This is a genomic window from Variovorax sp. YR634 (assembly GCF_900106655.1).
Taxonomy (GTDB): Bacteria; Pseudomonadota; Gammaproteobacteria; order Burkholderiales; family Burkholderiaceae_C; genus Variovorax.
Map to the genome: position 1 here is coordinate 182,419 of NZ_FNOL01000001.1, position 26,013 is coordinate 208,431.

Here is a 26,013-nt window from a genome sequence, read left to right on the forward strand (position 1 = left end):
GCGGGATCGATCGGGCTCATCAATGGCATTTCTGTGTCAGTCCACCTTGATGCTCGCAGCCTTGACCACCTGCTGCGCCTTGGCGGTTTCGTCGACGATGAACTTGTTGAACTGTGCCGATGGCATCGTGAACGGCTCGGCGCCGAGCTTCTCCAGCCGCTCTTTCAGCTCGGGCGACACCATGATCTTCGCGACCTCGGCCTGAAGCCGCTCCACCACGGGCTGCGGCGTCTTTGCCGGAGCGAAGAGGCCGACCCAGAACAAATACGCCGAACCTGGCACGCCGGCTTCCACGGTGGTTGGGGCATCGGGCAAGGCGGGCGAGCGTTGGGCGGTTCCCACGGCCAGCGCCTGCAGCTTGCCGCTCTTGATGAGCGGCAGCGCCGACACCATCGGCGCGAAGAACCAGTCGACGCGGCCCGACATCACTTCGGTCATCGCCTCGGGCGTGCCGCGGAAGGGCACGTGCTGCGCATCGAGCCCGGCCGCGAGGCGGAACACCTCCGCGTTCATGTGCGTGGCCGAGCCGTTGCCAGCCGATCCGTAGTTGAAGCTGCCCGGCTTTGCCTTGACCTTCGCGACCAGGTCCTGCACGTTCGTGAAATGCGCGGGCGCGGTCACCAGCACGTTGGGCAGGCTCGCCATCGGCGTGATGCCGGTGAAGTCCTTGATCGTGTCGTACGACAGGCCCTTGTAGATCCATGGATTCACGAGGTGCCCCGCTGAATGCACCAGCAGCGTGTACCCGTCGGCCGGTGACTTGGCCGTGATGGCCGCGCCCAGGGTTCCGCCCGCGCCGGGCTTGTTGTCGACGATCACGCTCGTGCCCAGCGCCGGCCCGAGCTTCTCGGCCACGAGGCGCGCGACGATGTCGGTGCCGCTGCCTGCCGTGAACGGCACCACCAGCTTGATCGGCTGCGTGCCCGGCCATGCGCCCTGCGCGAGCGCGCCGTTGCTGCCCAGCGTGCAGGCCGCGAGCGCCGCGGCCACGGTGAGTGCCTGTCGGCGGCTCCAGGGGAAAGTCTTCTTCTTCATGCGTCTTGTCTCCGTTGATTTGTTCGATGAGCAATGAATGACCGAAGGGGGTGCGAGCGCTAGGCCGGTGGCGCATTCGGCATCACCAACGCCACCAGCACCGGGCGGTTGCTGCGGTTTTCGAGCTGCCGCTTCTCGCCGGGTGCGAAGAGGCAGCTGTCGTACTGCTCGAGCACGTCTTCCTGGTGCACGCCGTCGGTCTCACCGACCACATGGAGCTGGCCTTCGAGCACGAGGTAGAGCTTTTCCATCGGCGAGCCGTCGAGCCCGGTGTGGCCGCCGGGCAAGATCTGGCTCATGCCCATCCACATCTGCGTGGAGGGCCCGGCTTCCTTGCCCTGCAGGCGCAGGCAACGCATGTCGAAGTGGTTGGGCGCCTCGTAGTGCGGCGCTTCGTTGAAACGGGTCACGTGCATGGCGGGTGTTCCTTGCGGTTTCAGGGGCGCAGCACGACGCGGTCGGTGCTGCCCGACAGCACCAGCCGGTAGGCATCGATGGCTTCGTCGAGCGTGAAGTGGCGCGCCACGGGAAAGGGCTTCAGCGTGCCGCGCTCGAAGCCCTCGCGCATCGCGTCGAGCTGCGCGGTGGAGGCGACGCAGTCCATCGCAAGCGAGTCGATGCCCACGAAGGTGTGCATGCCGCGGTAGAACGCGAAGATGTCGAAGGGCACCGCGCGGTCGTGCGTGGCAATGAAGATCTGCGTCGCGCCCTTGGCCATCGCCTTGTTGGCGGCCTCGAAGTAGGCGCTCCCCACGGTGTTGTAGACGATGTGCGCGCCGCGCCCGTCGGTGAGTTCGCGCACTTGCGCGCCCACGTCGGCGTGCTGGCGCGCGTCGATCACGTCGACCGGCCCGTTCGCGAATCCCTCGAAGGGCCCGGCGTGCCGCTGCACTGCGATCACCCGCGCGCCAGCCTGCGAAGCGAGTTGCACCGCCGCCTGCCCGACCTTTCCGTTGGCGCCGAGCACCAGCACAGTCTGTCCCGCCTGCGGCATGCCGCTGCGGCGAAAGCCTTCGTAGGCGGTGACGAAGGGCACGCCCACCGCACCGGCTTCGTCCATCGAAATGCCCCGAGGCTTTGCGCGCAGCGCCGCTTCGGGCAGCACCAGGTAGCGCGCATGCGAGCCGTCGCGCGTGATGCCCACGTCGCCGCCCGAGCCGTAGACCTCGCGGCCGATCCACTCGGCGGGACCACTCACCACGGTGCCTGCGAAGTCGCGGCCCGGGGTGCGTGGCCAGACAGCCTGCGGCATGATGCCCAGCGTCGCTTTCACGTCGCTCGGGTTCACCGCGGCGGCGGCGATGCGCACCACGGCGTGGCCGGGTGGAGGCGTGGGTTCCGGCTGCGGCGCGGCCTCGAGCCGCAGCGCGTCGAGGTTGGCGGCCTTCTCGCTCACGCGCAATGCGCGGGATGCGTGGGTGGTGTGCATGGCTGCGACGCTCATCGTTCAGCCTCTCGCTTCCGGCAAGCCCAGCATGGTGCGCGCCTCGCGCGGGTTGGCGATCTCGCCGCCCAGGCTCAGCAGGATGTCGCGCGCCTTCGCCACCAGCTGCGCATTGCTCTCGGCCAGCACGCCCTTCTCCAGGTAGATGTTGTCCTCCATGCCCACGCGCACATGGCCGCCCAGCAGCCAGGCCTGCGCGACGATCGGAAACTCCATGCGGCCGATGCCGAAAGCGCTCCAGAAGGCGCCGCGCGGCAGCATGTTGCGCGCGTAGAGCAGCGTCTCGGGTGTGGGCGCAAAGCCGTACTTCACGCCGAGCACGAAGGTCCACATCGCGGGGCCGTCGAGCGTGCCGTCGGCGATGAGGTCGAGTGCGAGGTTGATGTCGCCCGAATCGAAGATCTCCAGCTCGGGCTTCACGCCGGCCTCGCGGATCACCTTCGCCATGCGTCGTACGTTCTTCGGCGTGTTCATCACCACGTCGGGGCCGGAGTTCATGGTGTTGAGGTCGAGCGAGCACACGTCTGGCTTGATCAGCGCGATGTGCTCCACGCGCTTTTCCGGCGGCAGCAGCGTGGTGCCGGGCGCGGCGATCTTCGGGTCGTCCTCGCTCGGAATGAAGCGCCCGCCGGGGCCGGTCGTGAGGTTGATGATCAGCTCGCGGTTCCCGCGGCGGATGCGGTTGACCACCTCGCGGTAGAGCTCGATTTCCATCGAGGGTTTGCCGGTTTCGGGATGGCGCACATGGATGTGCACCTGCGCCGCGCCGGCCTCGGCCGCGGCCAGGCATTCGTCGGCAATCTGCACCGGCGTGATCGGCAGGTGCGGCGTCTGCTCCGGCTTCACGAGGTTGCCCGTGACGGCGCATGTGATGAGGGTCTTCGGGTTCACAGGTGACGCCCTCCGTCGACCACGATGCGCGTGCCGGTGACGAAGCGCATCGTCGTCGCGAGCGCTTCTACGGTGGCCGCCACGTCGTCGGGCTTGCCGATGCGCCCGAGCGGCGTGGTGCTCGCCATCTTGTTCGCGAACTCCGCGCCGCGGCCGGGCACGAAGCCCGACTCCACCGCGCCCGGCGACACCGAAACGACGCGCACCGCCGGTGCCAGTGCTTTGGCCAGCGCGTCGCCGACCACGTCCAGCCCGGCCTTCGCCGCGACGTACGCGAGGTTGCTGCCCACGCCGGTGAAGCCCGCGATGGACGAGATGTTGACCACGAGCCCATCGCCGCTGGCCTTGAGCATCGGCGCAAAGGCGCGGATGGTCGCGAACACGCCGCGGAAGTTGGCGCGCACGATGTCGTCGATGAGCTCGTCGGTCAGCGCGTCGAGGTCACCGGCGGGAACGGGCTGCGTATGGCCCGCGCTGTTGACCAGGATGTCGCAGCGGCCATGCGTGGCTTTCACCTCTGCGGCAGCGGCCTGCAGGCTTGGCGTGTCGACGATGTCGGCGCGGATCGCGCCGTGGCGCTGTGCTTGCGCAGAGGGCAGGGCGGCAGCACGCGCAGTCGCATCGTCGCCCTTGCGGTGCAGCAGTACGCAGGTAGCGCCGAGCGCTGCGAGGCGAGTGGCCGTCGCATAGCCGATGGCGCCGAGGCCACCGGTGATGACAGCGACCTTGCCGTCGAGTCTGGAAACAGGATCGAAGCTCATGGGATGAAGAGGAGTTGAGGAATCAAGGAATCGGCGGCCGGGGGAACTTCATCTCGCCCGGCTCGAGCTGGAAGTCGTACTGCAGCGTGGCGGTCTTGCCGTCGGGCGCGAGCGCGAAGCGGCCGATCAGCCGGCGCGTCACACCGAAGGTCGGGTCGCTCTCCAGGTTCTCGTCGTCATCGGCGAACACCTGCGTGATCAGCACCTTGTGGCCCGGCTTGCTCACCATGAAGTGCAGGTGAGCGGGCCGGTTCGGATGGCGCTGTTGCGCGCGCAGCAGCACACCGCAGGGTCCATCGGTAGGCACCGGGTAGCCCGCCGGCCGCACGCTGCGGAAGTGAAAGCGTCCCTCGGCATCAGTGCTGAAGCGGCCGCGCAGGTTCATGTCTTCCTGCTCGGGGTCCTGGTTCTCGTAGAGACCGATGGGCGAGGCCTGCCACACGTCGACCGTGGCGTCGGCCACAGGCTGGCCCTGTGCGTCGCGCACCGTGCCTGTCACCGCGAGCGGAATGCCCGGCGTGCCTGAGCGCGCGATGTTGTCGCCCGGTGCGCAGGCCGGCGAGTTCGCGCGCCAGAACGGGCCGAGCAGCGCGGCCGGCGATTCGCCGTGCGGGTCCTGGTTGTTCTGCAGCGCCACCACGGTGGAGACGCCGAGGATGTCTGCCGCCAGCACCACTTCGTTCTTGGTTTCGCCGGTGGCCTGGCCGATGGCGACGATGAATTCGAGCGCCTGCTCGAATTCTTCCTCGGTCAGCTTCACCTCCTGGACGAAGGCATGCAGGTGGCGGGTGAGCGCATCCATCACGGTGCGCAGCCGTGGGTCGGGCGTTCGCTTCATGGCGTCGAGCGCGAAGCCCAGCACCGAGTCGGGGGAGGTGGCGATGTTCATGGTGAGTCTCGTGCAATCTGCGTGATTCATGCAATCGTTTGCACGATATTACGCCAGATCGTCGAAAAGTAAAATGACCACATTCCGCAGGTCATGAATAGGAAAAGCCGCCCCAAGCACCTGACACGCACGACAATCGTTTGCACAAATCATGAGCACCAGCCCGACTTCCTCCCCCGTGACCATCCGCGATGTCGCCCGTGCCGCCGGCGTGCATGTGTCGACCGTCTCGCGCGCGCTCAGCCCCGAGAAGCGTTCGTTGATCAGCGACGAGGTGCTGCGCGTGGTGGAAGAAGCGGCGCAGCGCCTGGGCTACCGGCCCAACCGCGCGGCCTCCGCGCTGCGCACCGGGCGCACCCACACCATCGGCGTGTTGGTGCCCGACATCACGAACGCGGTGTTCCCGCCGATCCTCCAGGGCATCGAGGCCAGCGCGGCGGCTCGTGGCTACTTCGTCTTCGTCACCAATGTGGTCGACCCCACGCTCGCGCGGCCGGTGCTCGAACGCATGCTGGCGCAGCGCGTCGACGGCGTGATCCTGGCCACCGCCACGCGCGACGACCCGCTGGTCGACTTCGCCGTCAAGGCCGGCCTGACCACCGTGCTGGTCAACCGCGCCGATGAAACCGGCCGCCTGCCGGCCGTGGTCAGCGACGACCGGCTCGCGATGAAGCTCGCGGTCGACCACCTCGTGGGCCTGGGCCACAAGCGCATCGCGCATCTCGCGGGGCCGCAGAACATTCCCACCGGCGTGGGCCGCTCGCTGGGCGTGGAGCAGGCCTTGCGCGACCACCGCATGAAGCCGTTCCGCGTGGTCGAGTGCGCGAGCTACAGCCGCGAGGCGGGTGCGGTCGCAATGAAGCAGATGCTCGCAGCCGGTGCCGCGCCTCAGGCGGTGGTGTGCTGCAACGACCTCGTCGCGCTGGGCGCCTACGACGCGCTGCGCGAGGCGGGACTGCGCGTGCCGCAGGACATCTCGGTCACCGGCCACAACGACATGCCGCTGGTGGACATGGTCGATCCGCCGCTCACCACCATCCGCCTGCCGCACCGCGAACTCGGCTGGCGCTCGGCCGAGATGCTGTTCGCGGAGATCGACGGGGCCGCGATGTCGGCGTCGACCGTGGTGCTGAGGCCGGAGCTGGTGGTGCGCAAGTCGACGCGCGCGCCGGCTGCGCGCTGATCAGGGAGTCCCGTCCAGGAATTTGCGCCCTTTTTGCGCGCTGCGCGATAGGCTTCCCGCTCATGACCAGATTCCCGTTTGATCGTCCAGGCACGAGAATGGCCGGCAGCCCTTTCATTGACAAGAGTTACCGCCCTGCATGAAAAGCACCGCCCCGCAGCTCACCGTCACTGAAGAACGCCGCGCATTCGGCTGGGTCGATGCCCTGGTCATGCTGGCCTTGCTGGGTTTGTTCTGGAGCGCATTGCACTTCGGCAAGGGCATGCTGGTGCATTTCGATCCGGCCGCGGTGCCGCAGGTCGACAACTCGCCGAGCCTGATTCCGTACTACGCGGGCCGCACGCTGATGCGCATGTGGATCGCCTTCGGCTTCTCGCTGTTCTTCGCCATTTCCGTGGGCTACCTTGCGGCAAAGAACCGGACTGCGCGCGCCTTCATCCTGCCGGCGCTCGACGTGCTGCAGTCGGTGCCGGTGCTGGGGTTCCTGTCGGCAACGGTGACGGGTTTCATGGCGCTGTTTCCCGGCAGCCTGCTCGGCGTGGAGTGCGCGGCGATCTTCGCCATCTTCACCGGGCAGGTGTGGAACATGGCCTTCGGTTTCTATCACTCGATGGTCACCGTTCCCACCGATATGCAGGAGGCCGCGTCGACCTACGGCCTGACCCGCTGGCAGCGCTTCAGGACGGTCGAGCTGCCGGCATCGGCGCACAGCCTGATCTGGAATTCGATGATGTCCTTCGGCGGCGGCTGGTTCTTCGTTGCGCAGAGCGAAGCCATCAGCGTGATGAACAAGGACATCAAGCTGCCGGGCCTGGGCTCGTACATGGTGCAGGCGATCTCGAACGGCGACAGGACGGCCGCGCTGTGGGCGGTGGTGGCCATGATCGTGTTGATCCTGGCCAGCGACCAGCTGGTCTGGCGCCCTCTGCTGGCGTGGGCGGACAAGTTCAAGATCGAGCTGACGGGGTCGACGACCCCGGCGACCTCGTGGGTCTACAACCTGCTGCGCGGCGCCTACCTGTTCACCTGGATCAGCGAGCGCCTCTGGCGCCCGTTGCTGGACAAGGTGTTCCAGGCGCGGGCTCCAATGGCGCGAATGCCGGTGAGGCTGAAGGCGTCGTGGAAGAAGCTGCTCTGGCGGGTGGTGGGCATCGTGCTTTCCATCTGGATCGGCATCGAGCTTCTCAGGGCCGTGGCGGCGGCCACTGCCGCGCTGCACGGTGCGCTGTCCTTGGCCGACTTTGGCCACATCGTCTGGCTCGGCTTTCTTACGGCCCTGCGCGTCGCCGCCATGACAGTCCTGGCCACGCTGATCTGGACGCCGGTCGGTGTGTGGATCGGGTTCCAGCCGCGCGTTGCGCGATTCGCCCAGCCGTTGGCGCAGATCGGTGCGTCGTTTCCCGTGAACATGACGTTCCCGATCGTCGTCGGCTTCTTCGTGGCCAGCCACATCAGCCTCAACTGGGGCAGCATCCTGCTCATTGCCATGGGCACGCAGTGGTACATCCTGTTCAACGTGATCGCCGGCGCCATGGCGATTCCGAACGACCTGAAGGAAGCCGGGCGCGTCTACGGCCTGCGCCGCTGGAGCCTGTGGCGCACCCTGATCCTGCCGGCCATCTTTCCGTTCTGGGTGACGGGCGCCTGCACGGCCGCCGGAGGTGCATGGAACGCCAGCATCGTGGCCGAGCTCGCCACATGGGGCGGCACGAGCCTGCAGGCGGATGGTCTTGGCGCGTACATCGCCAACGTCACCAAGACGGGCGATACGCCATTGATCATCGCGAGCATCGGCGTGATGTCGATCTTCGTCGTGCTGATGAACAAGCTCATCTGGCGCCGGCTGTATGCCTTTGCCGAGCGCCGATTCAGATTGGACTGAACATGAACACTCCCACGCCCTCATTGAAGGAGCCGCCCGTGCCGGTGGCCGAGCTCCGTGCCGTCACCAAGACGTTCATGACTGCAGGAAACCATGAACTCAAGGTGCTCGACAACATCGACCTGGCCGTCAGCGAAGGCGAGTTTCTTGCGCTGCTGGGACAGTCCGGCTCGGGCAAGTCGACGATCCTGCGTTGCCTCACGGGCCTGATCGTGCCGACCTCGGGCCGGGCGCTGGCCAACGGCAAGCCGCTCAACGGCGTGAATCCCGATGCCTCGGTGGTCTTCCAGACTTTCGCGCTCTACCCGTGGCTCACCGTCGAGCAGAACGTGGCGGTGGGCCTGATGGCCAGAAAGATCGGCCGCGCCGAGCGCGACGCGGCTGTCGATCGGGCGATCGAGCTCATCGGCCTGGGCAACTACCACTCGGCCTTTCCGCGCGAGCTGTCGGGCGGCATGAGGCAGCGGGTGGGCATTGCGCGTGCGCTGGTTTCGCAGCCCAAGCTGCTGTGCCTGGACGAGGCCTTCAGTGCGCTGGATGTATTGACCGCAGAGAACCTGCGGCAGGAACTGATCAGCCTGTGGCGCGACCCGGACGGCGACCTCAGCTCGGTCTTCATGGTCACGCACAACATCGAAGAGGCGGTGGAAATGGCCACGCGCATCGTGGTCGTGTTTCCGCGCCCGGGACGCATCGGCCTTGTGCTGGAGAACAAGCTGCCCTATCCGCGCGACAGCAAGGACCCCGAGTTCCAGCGGCTGGTCAGCGTGATCCACGAGTGCATCACCACGATGACGCTGCCCGACCTGCCGCCGGAGACGCCCGTGAAGGGGGAGCCCATCTCACGTGCGCGCACCCGGATGGAATCGATCCCGCTGGTGCCGGTGGGGCAGATCCTCGGGCTGATGAGCATCCTCAGCGACTCGCCGGACCTGTCCAACATCTACGACATTTCCGACGAGATCGGCAAGGAGTTCGGCGAGACGATCGCCATTCTCAAGGCGGCCGAGATCCTCGAGTTGATCGATACGCCGCGGCAGGAGGTGCGCTTCACGGAGCTCGGCCGGAAGTTCGTTGCTGCCGACCGGCTCGGAAAGCGCGCGATCTTCGAGGAGCAGGTCTTCAAGCTGCGGTTGTTCCACATCATCATCGCGCTGCTCAAGGAATACGAAGAAGTCGAGGCCGAGCGCGTCATCAAGGACATCGGCAGCGCCTTGCCGTACGACAACCCGGAGAAGATCTTCGAGACGATGATCGCCTGGGGTCGCTACGCGGGCCTGATGGACTACAACGCCAAGACCGGCATGGTGTTCGTGCCGGAAGACGGGGATGCGGTCGAAGACGCGCACATCTGACGACCGCTGCGGCTGCTCAAGTCAAAGCAGCTCGAACGCGATGTCCTGCGCGCCTTCCCACAGCACCTTCCTGCCGAGCGCGCGCAGCTGCTCCTTGCCTTCCACGATCGTCAGGAAGTGGTTGCCCGCAAGCGGCCCCATCTTGCTGGCGAAGCTGCAGCTGCCGTAGGCCAGGATGATTTCGGTCTCGCTGTAGCCACCGGGGTAGAACAGGATGTCGCCGACCGAAGGATGGCTGGTGTGGTTCTCGAAGCCGACGCCCAGTTCGAAGTCGCCCAGCGGAATCCAGCAGCCCTCGCCGCTCCAGCGCACGTGGATGATCTTCTGCCTGTAGGGCAGCAGCCTGGTGAACGCCTCCACGGTCTTGGGTGCTTCGGGATTCGTTTCCGCGATGAAGCGCAAGCCCGCCGCTTCGATGCCAATTCTTGCCATGAGTGATTGAAGAAAAGTAAGTAAGGGTTGATCAGTGCAGCAGCTGGCTCAGGAAGAGCCGGGTGCGCTCGTGTTTCGGGTTGTTGAAGAACTCCTTCGGCTCTGCCTGTTCGACGATGGTGCCCTGGTCCATGAAGATCACGCGGTTGGCAACCTGGCGCGCGAAGTTCATCTCGTGCGTGACCGACAGCATGGTCATGCCGTCGTCGGCGAGCGAGACCATGGTGTCCAGCACCTCCTTGACCATTTCGGGGTCGAGCGCCGAGGTCGGTTCGTCGAACAGCATGACCTTGGGGCCCATGCACAGAGCACGCGCGATGGCCACGCGCTGCTGCTGGCCGCCTGAAAGCTGCGACGGATATTTGTTGGCCTGCTCCGGAATGCGCACGCGCTCCAGGTACGACATGGCCACTTCCTTCGCTTCCTTTGGCGTGTACTTCTTGCTCCACACCGGCGCGAGCGTGCAGTTCTCGAGGATGGTGAGATGCGGGAACAGGTTGAAGTGCTGGAACACCATGCCGACGTCGCGCCGCACCGCGTCGATGCGACGCATGTCAGCGGTGAGCTCGGCGCGGTTCACCACGATCTGCCCCTGCTGATGCTCTTCGAGCCGGTTGATGCAGCGCAGCAGCGTCGACTTGCCCGAGCCCGAAGGCCCGCAGATCACGATGCGTTCGCCGCGCTGCACTTCGAGGTCGATGTCGCGCAGCACCTGGAAGTCGCCGTACCACTTCTGCACGCCGACCATGCGGATGACGAGTTCGGCCCGGTTGTCTGTGGTCGACGCGGGCGTGTCCGGTTGCAAGGCGCTCATGGGAATACCTCAGGCGGTGGTGGTTCGGATCTTCAGGCCGAGTTCGTCGACCAGGCGCTTGGCCGCGGCGATGCCCTCGGCGCCCATAGGCAGACGCGGCGGGCGCGGCGCGCCGACCGGCAGGCCCATGGCCGCGAGCAGGGCCTTGGTGCCCGCCACGTACGACTGGCCGGCAACGAAGTCGATCATCGGAAAGTGCTTGAACGCCAGCTCGCGCGCCTCGGCCAGCTGGCCGGCCATGACGAGGTCGTACAGGCGCGCCATTTCGCCCGGAGCGCCGTTGGACGGCACTGCGGCCCAGCCCACTGCGCCCTCGACATACGACTCGAAGCCCATGATGCCGCCGAACACCGCCATGCGGCCGTCCGACAGCCGCATGATGTCGCGCACGCGGGTCACTTCCAGCGTCGATTCCTTGATGTAGCGGCAGTTGTCGATCTGCGAGAGCCGTGCCACCAGCGGCGGCTTCAGGTCGACGTTGGCAACGGCCGGGTTGTTGTAGACCATGATCGGAATGCCGATGGCGTCGGAGATGGTCTTGTAGTGCAGGAACAGTTCGTCGTCGGTGGGGGTGCAGTAGAAGGGCGGCAGCACCATCACGCCGTCGGCGCCCTGCGCCTCGGCGCGGCGGCTCAGGCGCACGGCGGCGCGCGTGTCTTCGGCGGTGGTGCCGATCAGCACCGGCACGCGGCCGGCGGCGCGGTCGATCACCGTCTTGGCGACAAGCTCGATCTCGTCGTCGGACATCGACATGAATTCACCCGTCGAGCCGAGCGGGATCAGGCCGTGGATGCCGGATTCGATCTGCCAGTCGACATAGCGCTCGAGCGTGGGCACGTCGACCGCGCCGTCGGCGTCGAAGGGCGTGACCATGATGGTGTAGGTGCCGCGGAAATCAGCCATGGGACAGGTTGTTCAGTAGGTCAATGGGTGGAGGAAGGCAGCAGGCCCGAGGCCACCAGTGCTGCGCGGATGCGCGCCGTGTCGTCGGCCGGCACGGGCAGCAGCGGCGGGCGTGGGTCCGGATGGGGCAGCCGGCCGAGAAGATGCAGCGCAGTCTTCATGCGGTTGTGGGCGTCGAGGTAGGGCGCGCGATAGAAGGCCCGGCACAGCGGCACCAGCCGATCGTTGACCGCACGTGCGGCAGCCAGGTCGCCGCGTGCGACGGCTTCGTGCAGCGCCACCAGCAGCGGGGCTGCCACGCTGCCCAGGCCCGACAGGATGCCGTCGGCGCCATAGGTCAGGGAAGCGAACAGCCAGCTGTTGCTGCTGCTCAGCAGCGTGACCGGGCGAGGCAGCGCGCGCAGGGCCCGGAGGTTGTCTTCGTAGAGCTCGGGAACGTCGCTGCCTTCCTTCACCGCCACGATGGCAGGCACGTCCAGGCAAAGCTGCGCCAACGTCTCGGTGGAGAACGCGAGGCCCGAGGCGCGCGACAGCTGGAACAGCACGATGGGCAGGCTGCTCGCACCGGCCACCTCGCTCACGAAGCGACGGGCCATGTCGGGCCGCGCGCCCGCGCCCTGCGCGAACACCGCGGGCGGAAACAGCAACAGGGCCGAGGCTCCGGCCTGCGCCGCATCCTGCGCCAGCGCGCAGGCGTAGCGGGTGTCGTCGGCCACCACGCCGGCCACCACGGGCACGCCGCCGGCCGCGCCCGCCGCAACGCTCACCACCTGGGCGCGCTCCGCGCGATCGAGCGACGTCGCCTCGCCCGCATGCCCGTTGACCACCACCGCGCACACGCCGGGCGTGCCGGCCACGTCGCGCACATGGGCGGCCAGCGCGTCGTCGTCGACGCGGCCGTCCGGGGTGAAGGGGGTGAGCGTGGCGGGCCAGATGCCGCCGACTCCGGAAATGTGCATGGCCATCCTGGGTTGGGTCGCTGAAGCCGGCAGTATGCAAGAAAATTGGAAACGATTGCAATAATCCCGACCAGACCGCATGGGTTGCAGTTTTCTTCTTGACTACAGTCCTTATGAAAACCTACGATAAAAATATGCAAACGTTTACAAGAAACTGCTCTAGCGAGGCCAGGCCATGGCGGTAACGCTGCGCGACGTGGCCCGTGCCGCCGACGTTTCCATTGCCACGGCCTCCCGTGCGCTGGCCGGCTCCAGCCTGACCAACCATGCGACGCAGCGGCACGTGATCCAGGTCGCCGCCGCCCTCGGCTACCGCACCAACACCTTCGCCCGGGCGCTGAAAACCAAGCGCTCGCGGCTCATCGGCCTCACCGTGCACAACCTGGAGAACGCCTCGTTCCAGGTGCTCGCCTCGGTGGTGCAGACGCGCATGCAGGCGCTCGGCTACCAGGTCATCCTGAGCATCAGCGCCGACGACCCCGAGCAGGAACGCGACATCTTCAAGACCCTGGTCGACCACAGCGTCGACGGCCTGATCGCCGTGCCCAACGGTGCCAACGGCGCCCAACTGCTGGCCATGGAGCACGCCGACATCCCGGTGATCTGCGCGGTGCGCCGCGTCGAGGGCGCCACGCTCGAATCGGTGCTCGCGGGCGACCTCGACGGCGCCTATGCCGGCACCAAGCACCTGCTCGACCTCGGTCACCGGCGCATCGGCCTGATCGTGGGCATGAGCGACACCACCTCCGGCAAGGAGCGCCTCGCGGGCTACAAGCGGGCCATGCAGGAAGCGGGCCTGCCCATCGATCCGGCGCTGATCCAGGCCGGCCGCTATGCGCCCGAGACCGGCGTGGTGGCCGCCAACGCGCTGCTGTCGATGCCCACGCCGCCCTCGGCCCTGTTCGTGGCCAACCACGAGTCCTCGCTCGGCGTGCTGCGCGTGGTGTCGGAGCGCGGGCTGCTGATTCCCGACGACCTCTCGCTGCTGTTCTACGAAGACTCGCCCTGGTTCGAGTGGCAGCGCCCCGCCATCAGCGTGGTGGACAGCGGCGCCTTTGAGATGGCCAACCTCGCGGTCGACCGGCTGGTGCAGCGTCTCTCCGGCGTGGCCAACAGCGGCCGCGAATACCGCGTCGGCTCGCGGCTGATACAGCGCGCCTCCTGCCGCGCCGTCGAAGCGCACTGAAACAACCTCTCCCCGACATGCCCTATCTCGAAATCCTGGCGCCCAGCGCCCCCGAAACCCGCAAGCGCACCGCCAGCCGCGCGCTGACCGACGGCGTCGTCACGTCGTTCGGCGTCGAGCCCTCGACCGTGACCCTGTACTTCATGCCCATCGCGCCCCACGACTATGCCCACGAGGGCCAGTTGGGCCACGACGGCGGGGGAGAGGGCACGCGCGTGTTCGTCAAGGTGCACGCCTACCGCCGCACGCCCGCCCAGCGTCGCGCCTTGGCCGCCGCCATCACGCCCGCGCTGGCTACCTGCTTCACCACCGGCAGCCACAACGTGGCCGTCTATTTCCTCGACCGCGAACAGGACGAAGTCGCGCACGACGGCCACCTGGCCAGCGACGAAGCCGAGCAGTAACCCGATCACACCGCCTGAAGACCATGACCCATTTCCTCACCGAAGACCAGATCTCGCTGCGCGACACCGCGCGCCGTTTCGCCGAGGGCGAAGTGCTGCCGCGCGCCGCGGCCATCGACCGCGAAGACAAGTTCGACCGCGTGCTGTACCGCGGCATGGCCGAGCTCGGGCTGTTCGGCGTGAGCCTGCCCGAAGTGGCCGGCGGCTCGGGCTTCGACACCGTCAGCACCTGCCTCGTGATGGAAGAGCTGGCGCGCTGCTCGGGCGCCATCGGCAACGCGTTCGCGATTCCCGTCGAGGCGGCGCTGTTCCTGCACCACCACGGCAACGAGAGCCAGAAGGCGCTGATCCCCGGCATCCTCGACGGCTCCATCGTCATGGCTACCGCCATGTCGGAGCCCGACTTCGGCTCCGACGTGGCCAGCATCACCACCACCGCGCGCGCCGTGGAAGACGGCTGGGTACTCAACGGCACCAAGGCCTGGGTCACGCTCGGCGGCGTGGCCGATCGCATCATGGTGTTCGCGCGCACCGGCAAGGAAGCCGGCCACAAGTCGATCAGCTGCTTCATGGTCGATGCACACCAGGCCGGCGTGAGCCGCGGCAAGAACGAAGAGCTGCTCGGCATGCACGGACTGGAAGACTGCCAGATCGTGCTGCAGGACGTGCACGTGCCCAAGACGGCGCTCATCGGCGCCGAGAACCAGGCTTTCAAGACGGCCATGGGCAACTTCAACTTCAGCCGCCTGCTGATGTCGTCCATGGCGCTCGGCATGGCGCAGGCCGCGATGGAAGACGCCGTGGCCTACGCCACCACGCGCAAGCAGTTCGGCGAGCCGATCATGAACTTCCAGGCCATCCAGTTCATGGTGGCCGACATGGCGACCGACATTGCCGCGGCGCGCCTGCTGATCCACCACGGCGCGCGGCTGCAGGACGCCGGCCACTCCATCGCCAAGGAAGGCGCGCAGGCCAAGCTCTTCACCACCGACATGGCGATGCGCCACGTGTCGAACGCGCTGCAGATCCACGGTGGCAACGGCTACTCGCGCGACTACCGCATCGAGCGCATCTTCCGCGACGTGCGCCTGGCGCAGATCTACGAAGGCACCAACCAGATCCAGCGCCTGATCATCTCGCGCCAGGTCGTGAAAGAACTGGCTTGAGGACGCGGCCATGATCGACTGCATCACCCCCGACGCCGCCGCCGCGCTGCTGCGCGATGGCGACATGGTGCTGGCTGGCGGCAACGGTGGTTCGGGCGTGCCCGAAGCCGTGTTCGAAGCCATCGAGCGGCGCTTCACTGCCGGCGACGGCCCGCACGACCTCACGCTGTTCCACGTTACCGGCGTGGGCGCGCTCACCGAAAAGGGGATGTGCCACTTCGCGCACCCGGGCCTGGTGCGCCGCGTGATCGGCGGCAACTTCGGCATGCAGCTGCCGTTCATGAAGATGATCCTCGCGCAGGACGTGGAGGCCTACAACTTCCCGCAGGGCGTGATGACGCACCTGTGCCGCGCGATGGCGGGCCGCCAGCCCGGCGTGCTCACGCACGTGGGCCTCGAAACCTACATGGACCCGCGCCAGGACGGCGGCCGCATGAATGCCCGCACCACCGAGGCGCTGGTCGAACTGGTGCACGTGGCCGACCGCGACTGGCTGTTCTACCGCGCGCCCGGCGTGCCGAACGTGGCGCTCATCCGTGGCACCTCGGCCGACGAAGACGGCTACGTGAGCATGGAGCACGAAGCCACCGCGCGCGAAGACCTCTCGATGGCGCAGGCCGTGCACAACGCCGGCGGCATCGTCATCTGCCAGGTCAAGCGCATCGTCAAGCGCGGCACGCTGCATCCGCACATGGTGAAGATCCCGGGCTTCCTGATCGATCACTTCGTGGTCGAGCCCGAGCAGATGCAGACCTACACCACGCGCTACGACCCGGCGCGCTGCGGCGAGATCGTGGTGCCCGCTTCGAGCATCGTGCCAGACCCGCTCGACGTGCGCCGCGTGGTGGCAAGGCGCGCGGCCTTCGAGCTGCGCCCGCGCGACGTGGTGAACCTCGGCGTGGGCATCTCCGCGATGATTCCCAACGTGGCCTCGGAAGAAGGCATTGCCGACCTGATCACGCTCACGGTCGAGTCGGGCGTGGTTGGCGGCGTGCCCGGTCATGCGCGCGAGTTCGGCACCTCGGTCAACCCGCGCGCGATCCTCGACCAGTCGTACCAGTTCGACTTCTACGACGGTGGCGGCCTGAGCTGTGCGTTTCTTTCGTTCGCGCAGGTCGACCCACAGGGCAACGTCAACGTCACGCGCTTCGGCAAGCGCTACGACGGCGCGGGCGGCTTCATCAACATCACGCAGAACACGCAGCGGCTGGTGTTCAACGGTTCGCTCACTGGGGGCGACTTCGACATCGGCGTGGCCGACGGCGAACTCAAGATCCGCCGCGACGGTGCATTCAAGAAGTTCGTGCCGGCGGTCGATCAGATCAGCTTCTCGGGGCGGCTCGCGCGAGAGCGAGGCCAGCAAGTGAGCTTCGTGACCGACCGCGCCGTGTTCGAACTCGAAGCCGACGGGCTCGTGCTCACCGAGATCGCACCAGGCGTGCGACTGAAGGAAGACGTGCTCGAGAAGATCGGCTTCGAGGTGCGCGTCAGCGAGCAACTGCGCACCATGGACGCACGCATCTTCCGCAACGGCCCCATGGGCGTGCACGACGAGTTCATTGCGAAGGCACCACGCCATGCTGGCAACGCGGCGCAAGGAGAGCGGGCATGAGTGACGTGTATTTCGAAGACGTGGTGATAGGCGCAGAACTGCGCAGCGAAAGCCACGTCGTGAGTGCCGAGGACATCGGCCGCTTCTGCGATCTCACACACGACCACCATCCATTGCATACCGATGCGGACTACGCGCAGTCGCGCGGCTTTCCGGGCGTCATTGCGCACGGGCTGTTCGGTCTCTCGCTGATGGAGGGGCTGAAGACCGCATTGAAGATTTACGAGAACAGTTCCATCGCTTCGCTCGGTTGGGATCAGGTCCGGTTCTTGCGACCTGTTGTTGCAGGCGATGCGGTGCACATGGTGTTCCGCTTCACCGACAAACGTCTTTCGTCGCGCGGTGGCCGCGGCGTGGTGACCGAGAGCCTGCAGCTCGTCAACCAGCGCGCGGAGCCCGTGATCGAGGCCGTGCACGTGGCGCTGGTTGCATGTCGACAAGCGACCCAGGCGGCCTGACTTCGATTACCCGAGTTCTTCTCTTTCTTTCCTTCCCTGTCTTCAACGAAAGCATCTCATGCACATGATCAAACTATCCCTGGGTTTCATCGTCGGCCTCGTGCTGAGCGGCTCGGTCCTTGCCCAGACCTGCACACCCAAAGTCTCCGCCGAACACCTGACCGCACCCGGCAAGCTCCAGATGTCCACCAACCCCACGCTGCCGCCGCAGCAGTTCGTCGACAGCAAGGGCGAGTTGCAGGGGCTGAACATCGAGCTTGGCCGCGCCGTTGCAAAGCAGCTGTGCCTCGAACCCGTCTTCGTGCGCATGGACATGCCGCCGATGGTGCCCGCGCTGCAGGCCGGCCGCTTCGACGTGATCAACACCGGCCTGTTCTGGACCGAGGAGCGCTCCAAGCTCATGTTCCAGGTGCCGTACGGCCAGCAGTCGATGAGCATCTACACCGTGCCGAACAGCAAGCTCGCGCTGACCAAGTTCGAAGACCTCTCGGGGCACGTCGTCGGTATCGAGACCGGTACGTATGCCGAGCGCAAGTCGCGCGAATCGAACGCAGCCATGGTCGCCAAGGGCATGGCGCCTATCGACTTCCGCACCTTTGCAACGGCCTCCGAAACCACGGCCGCGCTGCGCGCCGGCCAGCTGGAAGCGGGCATCAACATCGACGAGACGGCCATTGCCTTCGAGGAGCGCGGCATCGTCAAGATCCGCGCGAGCGGCCTCTACGGCACCGACATCACGCTGTCGTTCCGCGATCGCGCGGTTGCCGAAGCCGTGGCGCAGGCCCTGACCGACCTGAAGGCCGACGGCACCTACGACAAGCTGTTCGACAAGTTCCGCATGACGCGCCTGAAGGACACCACGAAGTTCGCGATCCGCGGCCCCGGCCCGTCGCCGAAGTAAGCAGGTTGAAGAGGGCCCGGCCGTGTTCAATTTCGATGCCTTCCTGTCCTACTTCGTCAACCCGTTCCTCCTCGGGGGCGTGGGCATCACGATCGGACTGACCATCGCGACCATCGTGATCGGTCTGGCCCTGGCGCTGCCACTGGCGCTGGGCAGCATGTCTTCGCATCGATTGTTGTCGGCGCCGGCGCGCTTCTACATCTGGGTGTTTCGCGGCACGCCGCTGCTGGTGCAGATCGTCATCATCTACACCGGGCTGCCGCAGCTGGGCCTTCGCTTCGACGTGTTGACCTCCGCAGTGCTGGCGCTGAGCCTGAACGAAGCGGCGTACCTGTCGGAGACCATTCGCGGCGGCTTCTCCGCCATCGCGAAGGGGCAAATCGAAGCGGCCAAGGCGTTGAGCCTTTCGCGCTTCGCGACCTTGCGGCTGGTGACCCTGCCGCAGGTTTTGCGGGTGATCATTCCGCCACTGGGCAATTCGGTGAACGGGCTGCTCAAGGCAACCTCGCTGGCGTCGGTGATCTCGATGGAAGAGCTGATGCGCCGCGCCCAGGTGCTCATGCAGGAAAAATTCGAAGTGCTCGAACTCTATTGCGTCGCGGCCTGCTTCTACCTGGTGCTGACCACGCTCTGGGACCGTGTGCAGGTGCGGCTGGAGCGCCACTACGGCAGGGGCTATGCGGCTGCGCGTGGCGCGGCCTGAACCGGATTCATCTGAACCATGTCCACTTCAACCTCCGACTTTGATCTTGTCGTGCGCAATGCGCGCGTCGTCACCGCTTCAGACACCTTCGATTGCGACATCGGCATCAGCGGAGGGCGCATCGTGCAGCTTGGGGCGAAGCTCGGCCCCGCCGCGCGCGAGATCGATGCGGCCGGCCGCACGGTAACGCCCGGTGGCGTGGATGCCCATTGCCATCTCGACCAGCCGATGCCACCCCCCACGCGCAACGCCGATGACTTCGACACCGGAACGCGTTCGGCGGCTTGCGGAGGCACGACGACCGTGATTCCGTTCGCCGCGCAGCAGAAGGGCCAGTCGCTGCGCGCTGCGGTCGAGGACTATCGTGGCCGCGCCGCCGGCAAGGCCCACGTCGACTACGCCTTCCACCTGATCGTGAGCGACCCGACGCCCACGGTGCTGAAGGAAGAGCTGCCGGCGCTGATCAAGGAAGGCTTCACGTCTTTCAAGATCTACATGACCTACGACGACATGAAGCTCGACGACGGCCAGATCCTCGACGTGCTGGCGGTGGCGCGCGAACACGGCGCAATGGCGATGCTGCATGCCGAGAACTCCGACTGCATCGAGTGGCTGACCAAGCGGCTCGAGGCCGCAGGCCGCACCGCGCCGCGCTTTCACGCGCATGCGCGGCCGATGCTGGTGGAGCGCGAGGCGACGCACCGCGCCATTGCGCTGGCCGAACTGGTCGATGTGCCGATCCTGATCGTGCACGTGTCGGGCCGCGAAGCCGTCGAGCAGATCCGCTGGGCGCGTGCGCATGGCCTGAACGTGTTCGCCGAGACCTGCCCGCAGTACCTGTTCCTCACCGCTGAAGACCTGGGCATCGACGACAGCTACAAGGGCGCGAAGTGCGTGTGCAGCCCGCCACCGCGTGACAAGGCCAACCAGCAGGTGATCTGGGACGGACTCAACGACGGGCTCTTCACCGTGTTCTCGTCTGACCATGCGCCGTTCAAGTACGACGCACCGGAAGGCAAGAAGCCCGGTGGCGAAGAGGTCGCGTTCCGCCACATTCCCAACGGCATTCCGGGCATCGAGACGCGCATGCCGCTGCTGTGGTCCGAAGGCGTGCTCTCGGGCCGGATGACGGCCAACCGTTTTGTCGAGCTCACGGCCGCGGGCCCGGCCAAGGCCTACGGTCTGCATCCGCGCAAGGGAACGATCGCGGTGGGTTCCGATGCAGACATCGTGATCTGGGACGAACGCGACTTCGTGCTGAAGAACGAGCAGCTGCACCATGAGGTCGACTACACGCCCTACGAAGGCATGCGGCTGAAGGCCTGGCCCGGCGTGACGCTGAGCCGTGGCGAGGTGGTGTGGGACGGCAGCAGCTTTCATTCGCACCGGGGGCGCGGCGAACTGCTGGCCTGCGGCGTGCCGACGTTGATGCCCAGGCGTCGTTGAGATCAAACCAATAAGATGCGCCACTGCAACGCGGTGGCGCCCTCGATGCCATCGCAGGAGAGGACGATGAGCGAATCCGCGAACAAGACCATGCGAGCCATCGTGCTGGACGCACCCGGGCCGCCCGAGGCGCTGCACTATCGCGAGCTGCCCATACCGACGCCGCTCAAGGGGCAGGTTCTCATCAAGGTCCGTGCGTTCGGGCTCAACCGGTCGGAGCTTCATACGCGGCTGGGGCTGGCGGAAGGCGTGACCTTCCCCCGGGTATTGGGCATCGAAGCCTGCGGGCAGGTCGCCCAGTGCCCCGGAGGCGAGTTCGCGGTCGACCAGCAAGTGGTTGCAGTGATGGGGAACATGGGACGCACCTACGACGGCGGCTATGCCGAGTACACCTGCGTGCCGGCCAGCCAGGTGATTCCATTCAAGAGCACGCTTCCCTGGAGCACACTCGGCGCCGTGCCCGAGATGCTGCAGACGGCCTATGGCTCGCTGGTCAGCGCGCTCGATGCGCAACCTGGCCAATCGATCCTGGTGCGGGGCGGGACTTCGTCGGTTGGCCTGGCGACTGCCATTCTGGCCAGGCAGCGCGGCCTCGTGGTCTTCTCGACAACGCGCAACGCTGCAAAGCGGGATGTGCTCACGGCTGCCGGGGTCGACCACGTGATCGTCGATGACGGCGATGTGGCTTCGCAGGTCCGGAAGATCCTGCCGGGTGGCGTGGATCTCGCACTGGAGTTGGTCGGCACGCCTGCGTTGCCCGACACCTTGCGGGCGGTTCGGCCCAGGGGCGTCGTCTGCTTCACCGGGATGCTGTCGAACGAGTGGCTGGTCAAGGACTTCTATCCGATCGGCTACCTGAAGAACCTCGTGCGGCTTTGCGCGTACTCCGGCGATGCCTCCGACCTGCCTGCCTCGGTGCTTCAGGACTTTCTCGACGGCGTGAGCGCGGGCAAGCTCAGCGTGCCCATCGACCATGTGTACGGCTTCGACGAGATCGTCGAAGCTCACACGAAGATGGAGAGCAACAGTGCGGCCGGCAAACTGGTGGTGGTCGTGTAGCAGACCGCATTGCCGATGACTTGAAGGTTTTCGGCTGCGTCTTCGAATGCCTTGCTCTTCCGGCTGAGGTGTCGCGCTTCATAGACTGAAGCGCATCGCTCAACGGGAGAACCGCGAATGAAAAATCCAGTCTTTGTCGTGCCTGGGCACGGCAATTCAGGCCCTGCGCATTGGCAGAGCATCTGGCAGTCGACTCGACCGGAATGGCTCCGGTTACAGGTCGATGACTGGGATCGGGCGGTTTGCGACGACTGGGTCTCGGCGTTGGAGCAACAAGCTGGCGGATTGGGCAGCGATCTTGTGGTCGTGGCGCACAGCCTGGGCTGCCTGGCCGTGGTGCACTGGGCGATGCGGTGCACGCCCCGGATTCGAGGCGCATTGCTCGTCGCAGTCCCCGACCCTCAGGCGGCGGCCTATCCTGCGGAAACGTCGTTGGGGTTCGAGCCACTGCCGTCCGCCCGACTGCCGTTTCCGAGCATCGTGGTTGCCAGCAATGACGATCCGTATGGCAGCACGGCTTACGCGAGCGAGCGTGCACGCGCCTGGGGCAGCGAGTTCGTCGAGGTGGGAGCGCGTGGGCACATCAACGCTGCCAGCGGCCTCGGCGACTGGCCCGAGGGCTACCGCCTGTTGCAGCGCTTGCTCTGAACCGGGCGCTGCCTACAGCTGGTCCGTGGGCACGAACCACGAGAACAGCAGCAGCTGCAGCCGCGTCAGCATGCTCGAGTCCGGCTCGCTGTCGAGCACCTCGTTGTCGACGTCGCCGGTGCCGACCCATTGCACGTTCTGGCCATCGGGCTTGAGCGTGACGCGGTAGACGCCTTCGATGTCGTCGAGCTGGTAGGCGAAGAGCAGCGCCTGCGTCAGGTCGAAGCTGCGCACGCGCACGCCGAACTCGGTGTTGAGCCGGGCGGAACGCGGGTCGAGGTTCATCGAGCCGAGCAGCACCCACTGCCGGTCGACCAGTGCCAGCTTGGCGTGCAGGCGGCCGCGCGCCTTCTTGAGCAGGTCGCGGAACTGGCCGCTGCGCCGCAGTTGCTGGGTGCTGACCTCGTACAGGTTCACGCCCAGCTTGAGCATGTCGACGCGGTAGCGGTTGTAGTTGATGTTGACCAGTGGCTCGTCGCTGTCGGCCAGCGAGTTGGTGATGACGGTGATGTTCACGCCGTGGTCGCGGCCCATGCGGATGCGCTCCATGCCCTCGTCGCCGGGAATGAAGTAGGGCGAGATCACCACCACGTTCGACTGGGCCGTGGCCAGCATTTCGTGAAAGCGCTGCGCCAGCGACTCCGTGGGATGCGCCATGACGCCCAGTGCCTTGTTGGGGCTGTCGGCGGAGGCATGGGCCTCGGCGCGCATCCACTTGGCCTCGTCGATGTTGGCGAGCTGGGCGGCCAGTGGCGGGTCGCCGAGCAGGTCGGTGGCGGCCAGCGGGTCGGGCGGCGGTGCATGGGCGGGAGAGGTCGCCTCTTCGAAGTCCGCTTTGAGTTGCTGCGGCGTGCGGCTGGTGCTGGCCACCCGCTGCAGGGGGTAGACCACGTCGCTGTTCCAGTAGGTGTCGAAGATGGCGGCGGACTCGGGGACCACCGGGCCGGCCAGCAGCACCTCGAAATCGATGAAGTTCGCGCTCTCGCTGCGCAGGAAGTATTCATCGGCCAGGTTGCGGCCGCCCGCGATGGCCATGGCGCCGTCGGCCACGAACAGCTTGTTGTGCATGCGGTGGTTGAGCCGCCTGAAGTCGGAGAAGAACTCCAGCCAGCGCCCCGACGAATGGTCGCGCGCATTCACGAAGGGGTTGAACAGCCGGATCTCGGCATTGGGCTCGGCGGCAAGGCCCAGCAGCAGGCGGTCCATGCCGGCCGTGTAGAAGTCGTCGAGCAGCAGCCGCACGCGCACGCCGCGCCGGGCCGCATTGCGCATTTCGCGCAGCAGCAGGCGGCCGGTCTTGTCGTTGCCGAGCTGGTAGGTCTGGATGTCGAGCGACGACTTGGCGCGCCGCATCAACTCCAGCCGCGCATCGAGCGCGAAAGACGCTTCGATCAGCGGCCGCATGCTGGTCAGGCCGTCGGGCGGGGAATTGAGGCTGACGGCCGCGCGGCCGAGCTCGGTGGCGGGCGAGGCCGCAATGGCCAGCGTCGGCGGTTCGGGCGTGCGCGGCGGGAGGCCGGCGCAGCCGGTCAGCGCAATGGCAGTCGCAAGGACCATCAGCCGCAAAGCCGGACCGCGCAGCGCGGGAAACAGAAAGGCAATGAGCTTGAGCATGAGGGCTGCCAACGCACGGGAAGCGTGCGGGCGGCATGGTAGCCGGTTCACCCCTAACCCGAAGACGTAATTTCGCAACGCAACGCCCTTCACTCAGGGCGGTGATTGGAGGAAGCGGAAATTTGTCACGACTAAAATGCGAATCGTTCGTATTAATCAAAATTTCGAGGAGTGGAGCAGGAATGAAGAGGTTGGTGCTGATGGGGTGCCTGGCGATTTCCACACAGCACCAGGTGCTGGCCCAGACGACGAATGCGGGCTCGCTGCCCGAAGTGCGGGTCGACGCGAATGCCGAAGCCGAGACGGCGACCACGCCGGTGATCGGCTACCGCGCGAAAAATGCGGTCACCGCCACCAAGACCGACACGCCGCTGTCGGAAACGCCCCAGTCCGTGACCGTGATCACGCGCGACCAGATGGTCGACCAGGGCGCGATCAACGTGCAGGACGCGCTCAACTACGCGGCCGGCGTGCGCTCCGACGCCTACGGCCTCGATTCGCGAACCGACTCCGTGCGGGTGCGAGGCGCTTACCCCGACGTCTACCTCGACGGCCTGCGCCAGGCCTACGGCTACTACACCAGCACCACCCGCACCGAGCCCTACACGCTGGAGCGGCTCGAAGTGCTGCGCGGCCCCTCGGGCATGCTGTTCGGTGCCGGCACGGCCGCCGGCGTGGTCAACATGGTCAGCAAGCGGCCGCTGCAGGAGGCCCAGCGCGAAGTGGGCGTGCAGTTCGGCAGCTTCGGCCGCAAGCAGATCCAGGCCGACCTCACCGGCCCGCTGAACGCTGACGGCTCCCTGTCGTACCGCCTGATCGCGCTGCAGCGCAAGTCCGACACGCAGGTCGACTACGTGCCCGACGACCGCAGCGTGATTGCGCCTTCGCTGACCTGGCGGCCCAACGCCATGACCTCGCTGACGCTGCAAGGCCTCTGGCAGAAGGACAAGAGCGGCAGCAGCTCGCAGTTCCTGCCCTGGGAGGGCACCTTGCTGCCGAACCCGAACGGACGTCTTCCAAGCAGCCGCTTCATCGGCGAACCGGGTGACTACTACGACAGCGAGCGCAAGACCTTCGGCTGGCAGTTCGAGCACAAGTTCAACGACAGCTGGACGCTGCGCCAGAACTTCCGCTACGCGCGCAACGAAAACGACAACCGCTACCACTACGGCGGCGCGTTCGCGGGGGCCGAAAGCTGGGATGCCACTGACCCGATCTTCAAGCGCGTGCTGGGCCGCTACTACGACAGCTCGCTCACGCGCAACCGCACGCAGACGCTCGACAACCACGTCGAGGGCCACTTCCAGACCGGCGCCCTGAAGCACACGCTGCTCGTGGGTGCGGACTTCGCACGCCAGCGCGAGAACGTCTGGGTCGGCACGACCTTCGACACCATCGACGTCTATGCGCCGGTCTACGGCCATCTCGACGAGCCCGTGCGCGACGCGCGGCCACGCACCCGCCAGCGCCAGACGGGCGTCTATCTGCAGGACCAGATCAAGCTCGACAACTGGATCCTGGTGGCGGGCCTGCGGCACGACAGGGCCGTGTCCAGCGCCGCCGGCAGCAACGACGAGAAGAGCAGCGCCACCACCAAGCGCCTCGGCCTGATGTACGCCTCGCCCTCTGGCTGGTCTCCGTACCTGAGCTACAGCGAGTCGTTCACGCCGCAGGCTGCGCGCGAAGGCCGCATCTTCAGTCCGCTGCGCGGCGAGCAATGGGAGGTGGGCGTGAAATACGAGCCCAAGGACCGCGCCCTGGCCTTCAGCGCCGCGGTGTACGACCTGCGCGAGAAGAACCAGATCTCCGAGCCGCAGCCCAAGGTGTTCACGCAGCTCGGCGAAACCAAGACCCGCGGCGTGGAGCTGGAAGCCAAGGGCTCGATCGGCCCGAACCTCGACCTGATCGCCCACTACAACTACACAGACGCCGATGCGCTGATCGAGGGCCTGCCCAAGCACCAGGCGAGCGTCTGGGCCAAGTACAAGTTCTCGGTCGGCGGCGTGAGCGGCTTCTCGGCCGGTGCCGGGCTGCGCATGATGAGTTCGTTCCGCGACATGCAGTCGGGCGTGGGCCCGCGCATACCGGGTGTTGCGCTGGCTGACCTCGTGTTCGCCTACGAGACCGCCGCCTGGCGCTATGCGCTCAACATCAACAACGTGACGGACAAGGTCTACTTCAGCACTTGCCTGTCGCGTGGCGACTGCTGGTACGGCTCGCGCCGCAACATCGTCGCAAGCGCCACCTACCGTTTCTAGAATCCCTTTC

At 66.5% G+C, this 26,013-nt stretch carries 25 protein-coding genes; 14 read left to right on the top strand and 11 right to left on the bottom strand.

The window, feature by feature from the left end; genetic code table 11:
• Window positions 1-36: 36 nt before the first annotated feature.
• Genes BLV60_RS00815 through BLV60_RS00840 form a run of 6 tightly spaced genes read right to left on the bottom strand, consistent with a single transcriptional unit; the run spans window position 37 to window position 5,020 of the window.
• The gene (locus tag BLV60_RS00815; protein WP_093048416.1) at window positions 37-1,035 is read right to left on the bottom strand and encodes a Bug family tripartite tricarboxylate transporter substrate binding protein; all 999 of its coding nucleotides are present in this window, start codon (window positions 1,033-1,035) and stop codon (window positions 37-39) included.
• Between the two features lie 59 nt (window positions 1,036-1,094).
• On the bottom strand, window positions 1,095-1,451 hold the full coding sequence (locus BLV60_RS00820; RefSeq protein ID WP_093048419.1) for a cupin domain-containing protein: 357 nt from the start codon (window positions 1,449-1,451) through the stop codon (window positions 1,095-1,097).
• A gap of 20 nt (window positions 1,452-1,471) precedes the next feature.
• Window positions 1,472-2,479, bottom strand: coding sequence for a quinone oxidoreductase family protein (locus tag BLV60_RS00825; protein WP_176928686.1), 1,008 nt, complete (start codon window positions 2,477-2,479; stop codon window positions 1,472-1,474).
• Window positions 2,480-2,482: 3 nt separating this feature from the next.
• The gene (locus tag BLV60_RS00830) at window positions 2,483-3,370 is read right to left on the bottom strand and encodes a beta-keto acid cleavage family enzyme (RefSeq protein ID WP_093048422.1); all 888 of its coding nucleotides are present in this window, start codon (window positions 3,368-3,370) and stop codon (window positions 2,483-2,485) included.
• Window positions 3,367-4,131 (bottom strand): SDR family NAD(P)-dependent oxidoreductase, encoded by a 765-nt coding sequence (locus BLV60_RS00835; protein WP_093048424.1) that lies wholly within the window; start codon window positions 4,129-4,131, stop codon window positions 3,367-3,369. Before BLV60_RS00835 ends, BLV60_RS00830 begins: the two co-directional genes overlap by 4 nt.
• A gap of 22 nt (window positions 4,132-4,153) precedes the next feature.
• Window positions 4,154-5,020, bottom strand: coding sequence for a dioxygenase family protein (locus tag BLV60_RS00840; protein ID WP_093048427.1), 867 nt, complete (start codon window positions 5,018-5,020; stop codon window positions 4,154-4,156).
• Between the two features lie 151 nt (window positions 5,021-5,171).
• Here BLV60_RS00840 and BLV60_RS00845 point away from each other — a divergent pair, with 151 nt between their 5' ends.
• The 3 genes from BLV60_RS00845 to BLV60_RS00855 all read left to right on the top strand — a co-directional run bounded on the left by BLV60_RS00845 (window position 5,172) and on the right by BLV60_RS00855 (window position 9,440).
• Complete coding sequence (locus tag BLV60_RS00845; protein WP_093048430.1) at window positions 5,172-6,203, top strand: LacI family DNA-binding transcriptional regulator; 1,032 nt, start codon at window positions 5,172-5,174, stop codon at window positions 6,201-6,203.
• Between the two features lie 139 nt (window positions 6,204-6,342).
• Entirely contained in the window at window positions 6,343-8,085 is a 1,743-nt protein-coding gene (locus BLV60_RS00850) for an ABC transporter permease (RefSeq protein WP_093048433.1), read from the top strand.
• Between the two features lie 2 nt (window positions 8,086-8,087).
• Window positions 8,088-9,440: an ABC transporter ATP-binding protein gene (locus tag BLV60_RS00855; protein ID WP_093048436.1), complete on the top strand. Its 1,353-nt coding sequence runs from the start codon at window positions 8,088-8,090 to the stop codon at window positions 9,438-9,440.
• A gap of 21 nt (window positions 9,441-9,461) precedes the next feature.
• Here the strand turns inward: BLV60_RS00855 and BLV60_RS00860 are convergent, their stop codons facing one another.
• Genes BLV60_RS00860 through BLV60_RS00875 form a run of 4 tightly spaced genes read right to left on the bottom strand, consistent with a single transcriptional unit; the run spans window position 9,462 to window position 12,548 of the window.
• Window positions 9,462-9,872 carry a DUF3830 family protein gene (locus tag BLV60_RS00860; protein WP_093048441.1) on the bottom strand — a complete coding sequence of 137 codons (411 nt, stop codon included), beginning with the start codon at window positions 9,870-9,872 and terminating at the stop codon, window positions 9,462-9,464.
• A 31-nt stretch (window positions 9,873-9,903) separates the two neighbouring features.
• Window positions 9,904-10,686: an amino acid ABC transporter ATP-binding protein gene (locus BLV60_RS00865; protein ID WP_093048444.1), complete on the bottom strand. Its 783-nt coding sequence runs from the start codon at window positions 10,684-10,686 to the stop codon at window positions 9,904-9,906.
• Between the two features lie 9 nt (window positions 10,687-10,695).
• The gene (locus tag BLV60_RS00870) at window positions 10,696-11,589 is read right to left on the bottom strand and encodes a dihydrodipicolinate synthase family protein (RefSeq protein ID WP_093048447.1); all 894 of its coding nucleotides are present in this window, start codon (window positions 11,587-11,589) and stop codon (window positions 10,696-10,698) included.
• Between the two features lie 20 nt (window positions 11,590-11,609).
• The gene (locus tag BLV60_RS00875; protein ID WP_176928687.1) at window positions 11,610-12,548 is read right to left on the bottom strand and encodes a dihydrodipicolinate synthase family protein; all 939 of its coding nucleotides are present in this window, start codon (window positions 12,546-12,548) and stop codon (window positions 11,610-11,612) included.
• A 175-nt stretch (window positions 12,549-12,723) separates the two neighbouring features.
• Here BLV60_RS00875 and BLV60_RS00880 point away from each other — a divergent pair, with 175 nt between their 5' ends.
• From BLV60_RS00880 to BLV60_RS00925, 10 genes are all read left to right on the top strand, one after another.
• On the top strand, window positions 12,724-13,734 hold the full coding sequence (locus tag BLV60_RS00880; protein WP_093048453.1) for a LacI family DNA-binding transcriptional regulator: 1,011 nt from the start codon (window positions 12,724-12,726) through the stop codon (window positions 13,732-13,734).
• A 17-nt stretch (window positions 13,735-13,751) separates the two neighbouring features.
• Window positions 13,752-14,138, top strand: a complete 387-nt coding sequence (locus BLV60_RS00885) for a tautomerase family protein (protein WP_093048456.1) — start codon at window positions 13,752-13,754, stop codon at window positions 14,136-14,138.
• 23 nt (window positions 14,139-14,161) lie between these two features.
• Complete coding sequence (locus BLV60_RS00890) at window positions 14,162-15,304, top strand: acyl-CoA dehydrogenase family protein (protein ID WP_093048458.1); 1,143 nt, start codon at window positions 14,162-14,164, stop codon at window positions 15,302-15,304.
• A gap of 10 nt (window positions 15,305-15,314) precedes the next feature.
• A complete protein-coding gene (locus BLV60_RS00895) occupies window positions 15,315-16,916 on the top strand; it encodes an acyl CoA:acetate/3-ketoacid CoA transferase (protein WP_093048460.1) in 1,602 nt (533 codons plus the stop codon).
• Window positions 16,913-17,374, top strand: a complete 462-nt coding sequence (locus BLV60_RS00900; protein WP_093048463.1) for a MaoC family dehydratase — start codon at window positions 16,913-16,915, stop codon at window positions 17,372-17,374. Before BLV60_RS00895 ends, BLV60_RS00900 begins: the two co-directional genes overlap by 4 nt.
• 64 nt (window positions 17,375-17,438) lie before the next feature.
• Window positions 17,439-18,275, top strand: a complete 837-nt coding sequence (locus BLV60_RS00905) for an ABC transporter substrate-binding protein (RefSeq protein WP_218132207.1) — start codon at window positions 17,439-17,441, stop codon at window positions 18,273-18,275.
• 22 nt (window positions 18,276-18,297) lie between these two features.
• Window positions 18,298-18,978 (top strand): amino acid ABC transporter permease, encoded by a 681-nt coding sequence (locus tag BLV60_RS00910; RefSeq protein WP_093048470.1) that lies wholly within the window; start codon window positions 18,298-18,300, stop codon window positions 18,976-18,978.
• A gap of 18 nt (window positions 18,979-18,996) precedes the next feature.
• Window positions 18,997-20,424, top strand: a complete 1,428-nt coding sequence (gene hydA / locus BLV60_RS00915; protein WP_093048473.1) for a dihydropyrimidinase — start codon at window positions 18,997-18,999, stop codon at window positions 20,422-20,424.
• 66 nt (window positions 20,425-20,490) lie between these two features.
• Window positions 20,491-21,483, top strand: a complete 993-nt coding sequence (locus tag BLV60_RS00920) for a zinc-binding alcohol dehydrogenase family protein (protein WP_218132208.1) — start codon at window positions 20,491-20,493, stop codon at window positions 21,481-21,483.
• Between the two features lie 117 nt (window positions 21,484-21,600).
• Window positions 21,601-22,131, top strand: coding sequence for an RBBP9/YdeN family alpha/beta hydrolase (locus BLV60_RS00925; RefSeq protein WP_093048476.1), 531 nt, complete (start codon window positions 21,601-21,603; stop codon window positions 22,129-22,131).
• Between the two features lie 12 nt (window positions 22,132-22,143).
• On the opposite strand, the gene BLV60_RS00930 is transcribed toward BLV60_RS00925, so the two are convergent.
• A complete protein-coding gene (locus BLV60_RS00930; RefSeq protein WP_093048479.1) occupies window positions 22,144-23,745 on the bottom strand; it encodes a phospholipase D family protein in 1,602 nt (533 codons plus the stop codon).
• Window positions 23,746-23,927: 182 nt separating this feature from the next.
• Between BLV60_RS00930 and BLV60_RS00935 the strand changes: the two genes are divergently transcribed.
• Window positions 23,928-26,003 carry a TonB-dependent siderophore receptor gene (locus BLV60_RS00935; protein ID WP_256328777.1) on the top strand — a complete coding sequence of 692 codons (2,076 nt, stop codon included), beginning with the start codon at window positions 23,928-23,930 and terminating at the stop codon, window positions 26,001-26,003.
• The last annotated feature ends 10 nt before the right edge of the window (window positions 26,004-26,013 follow it).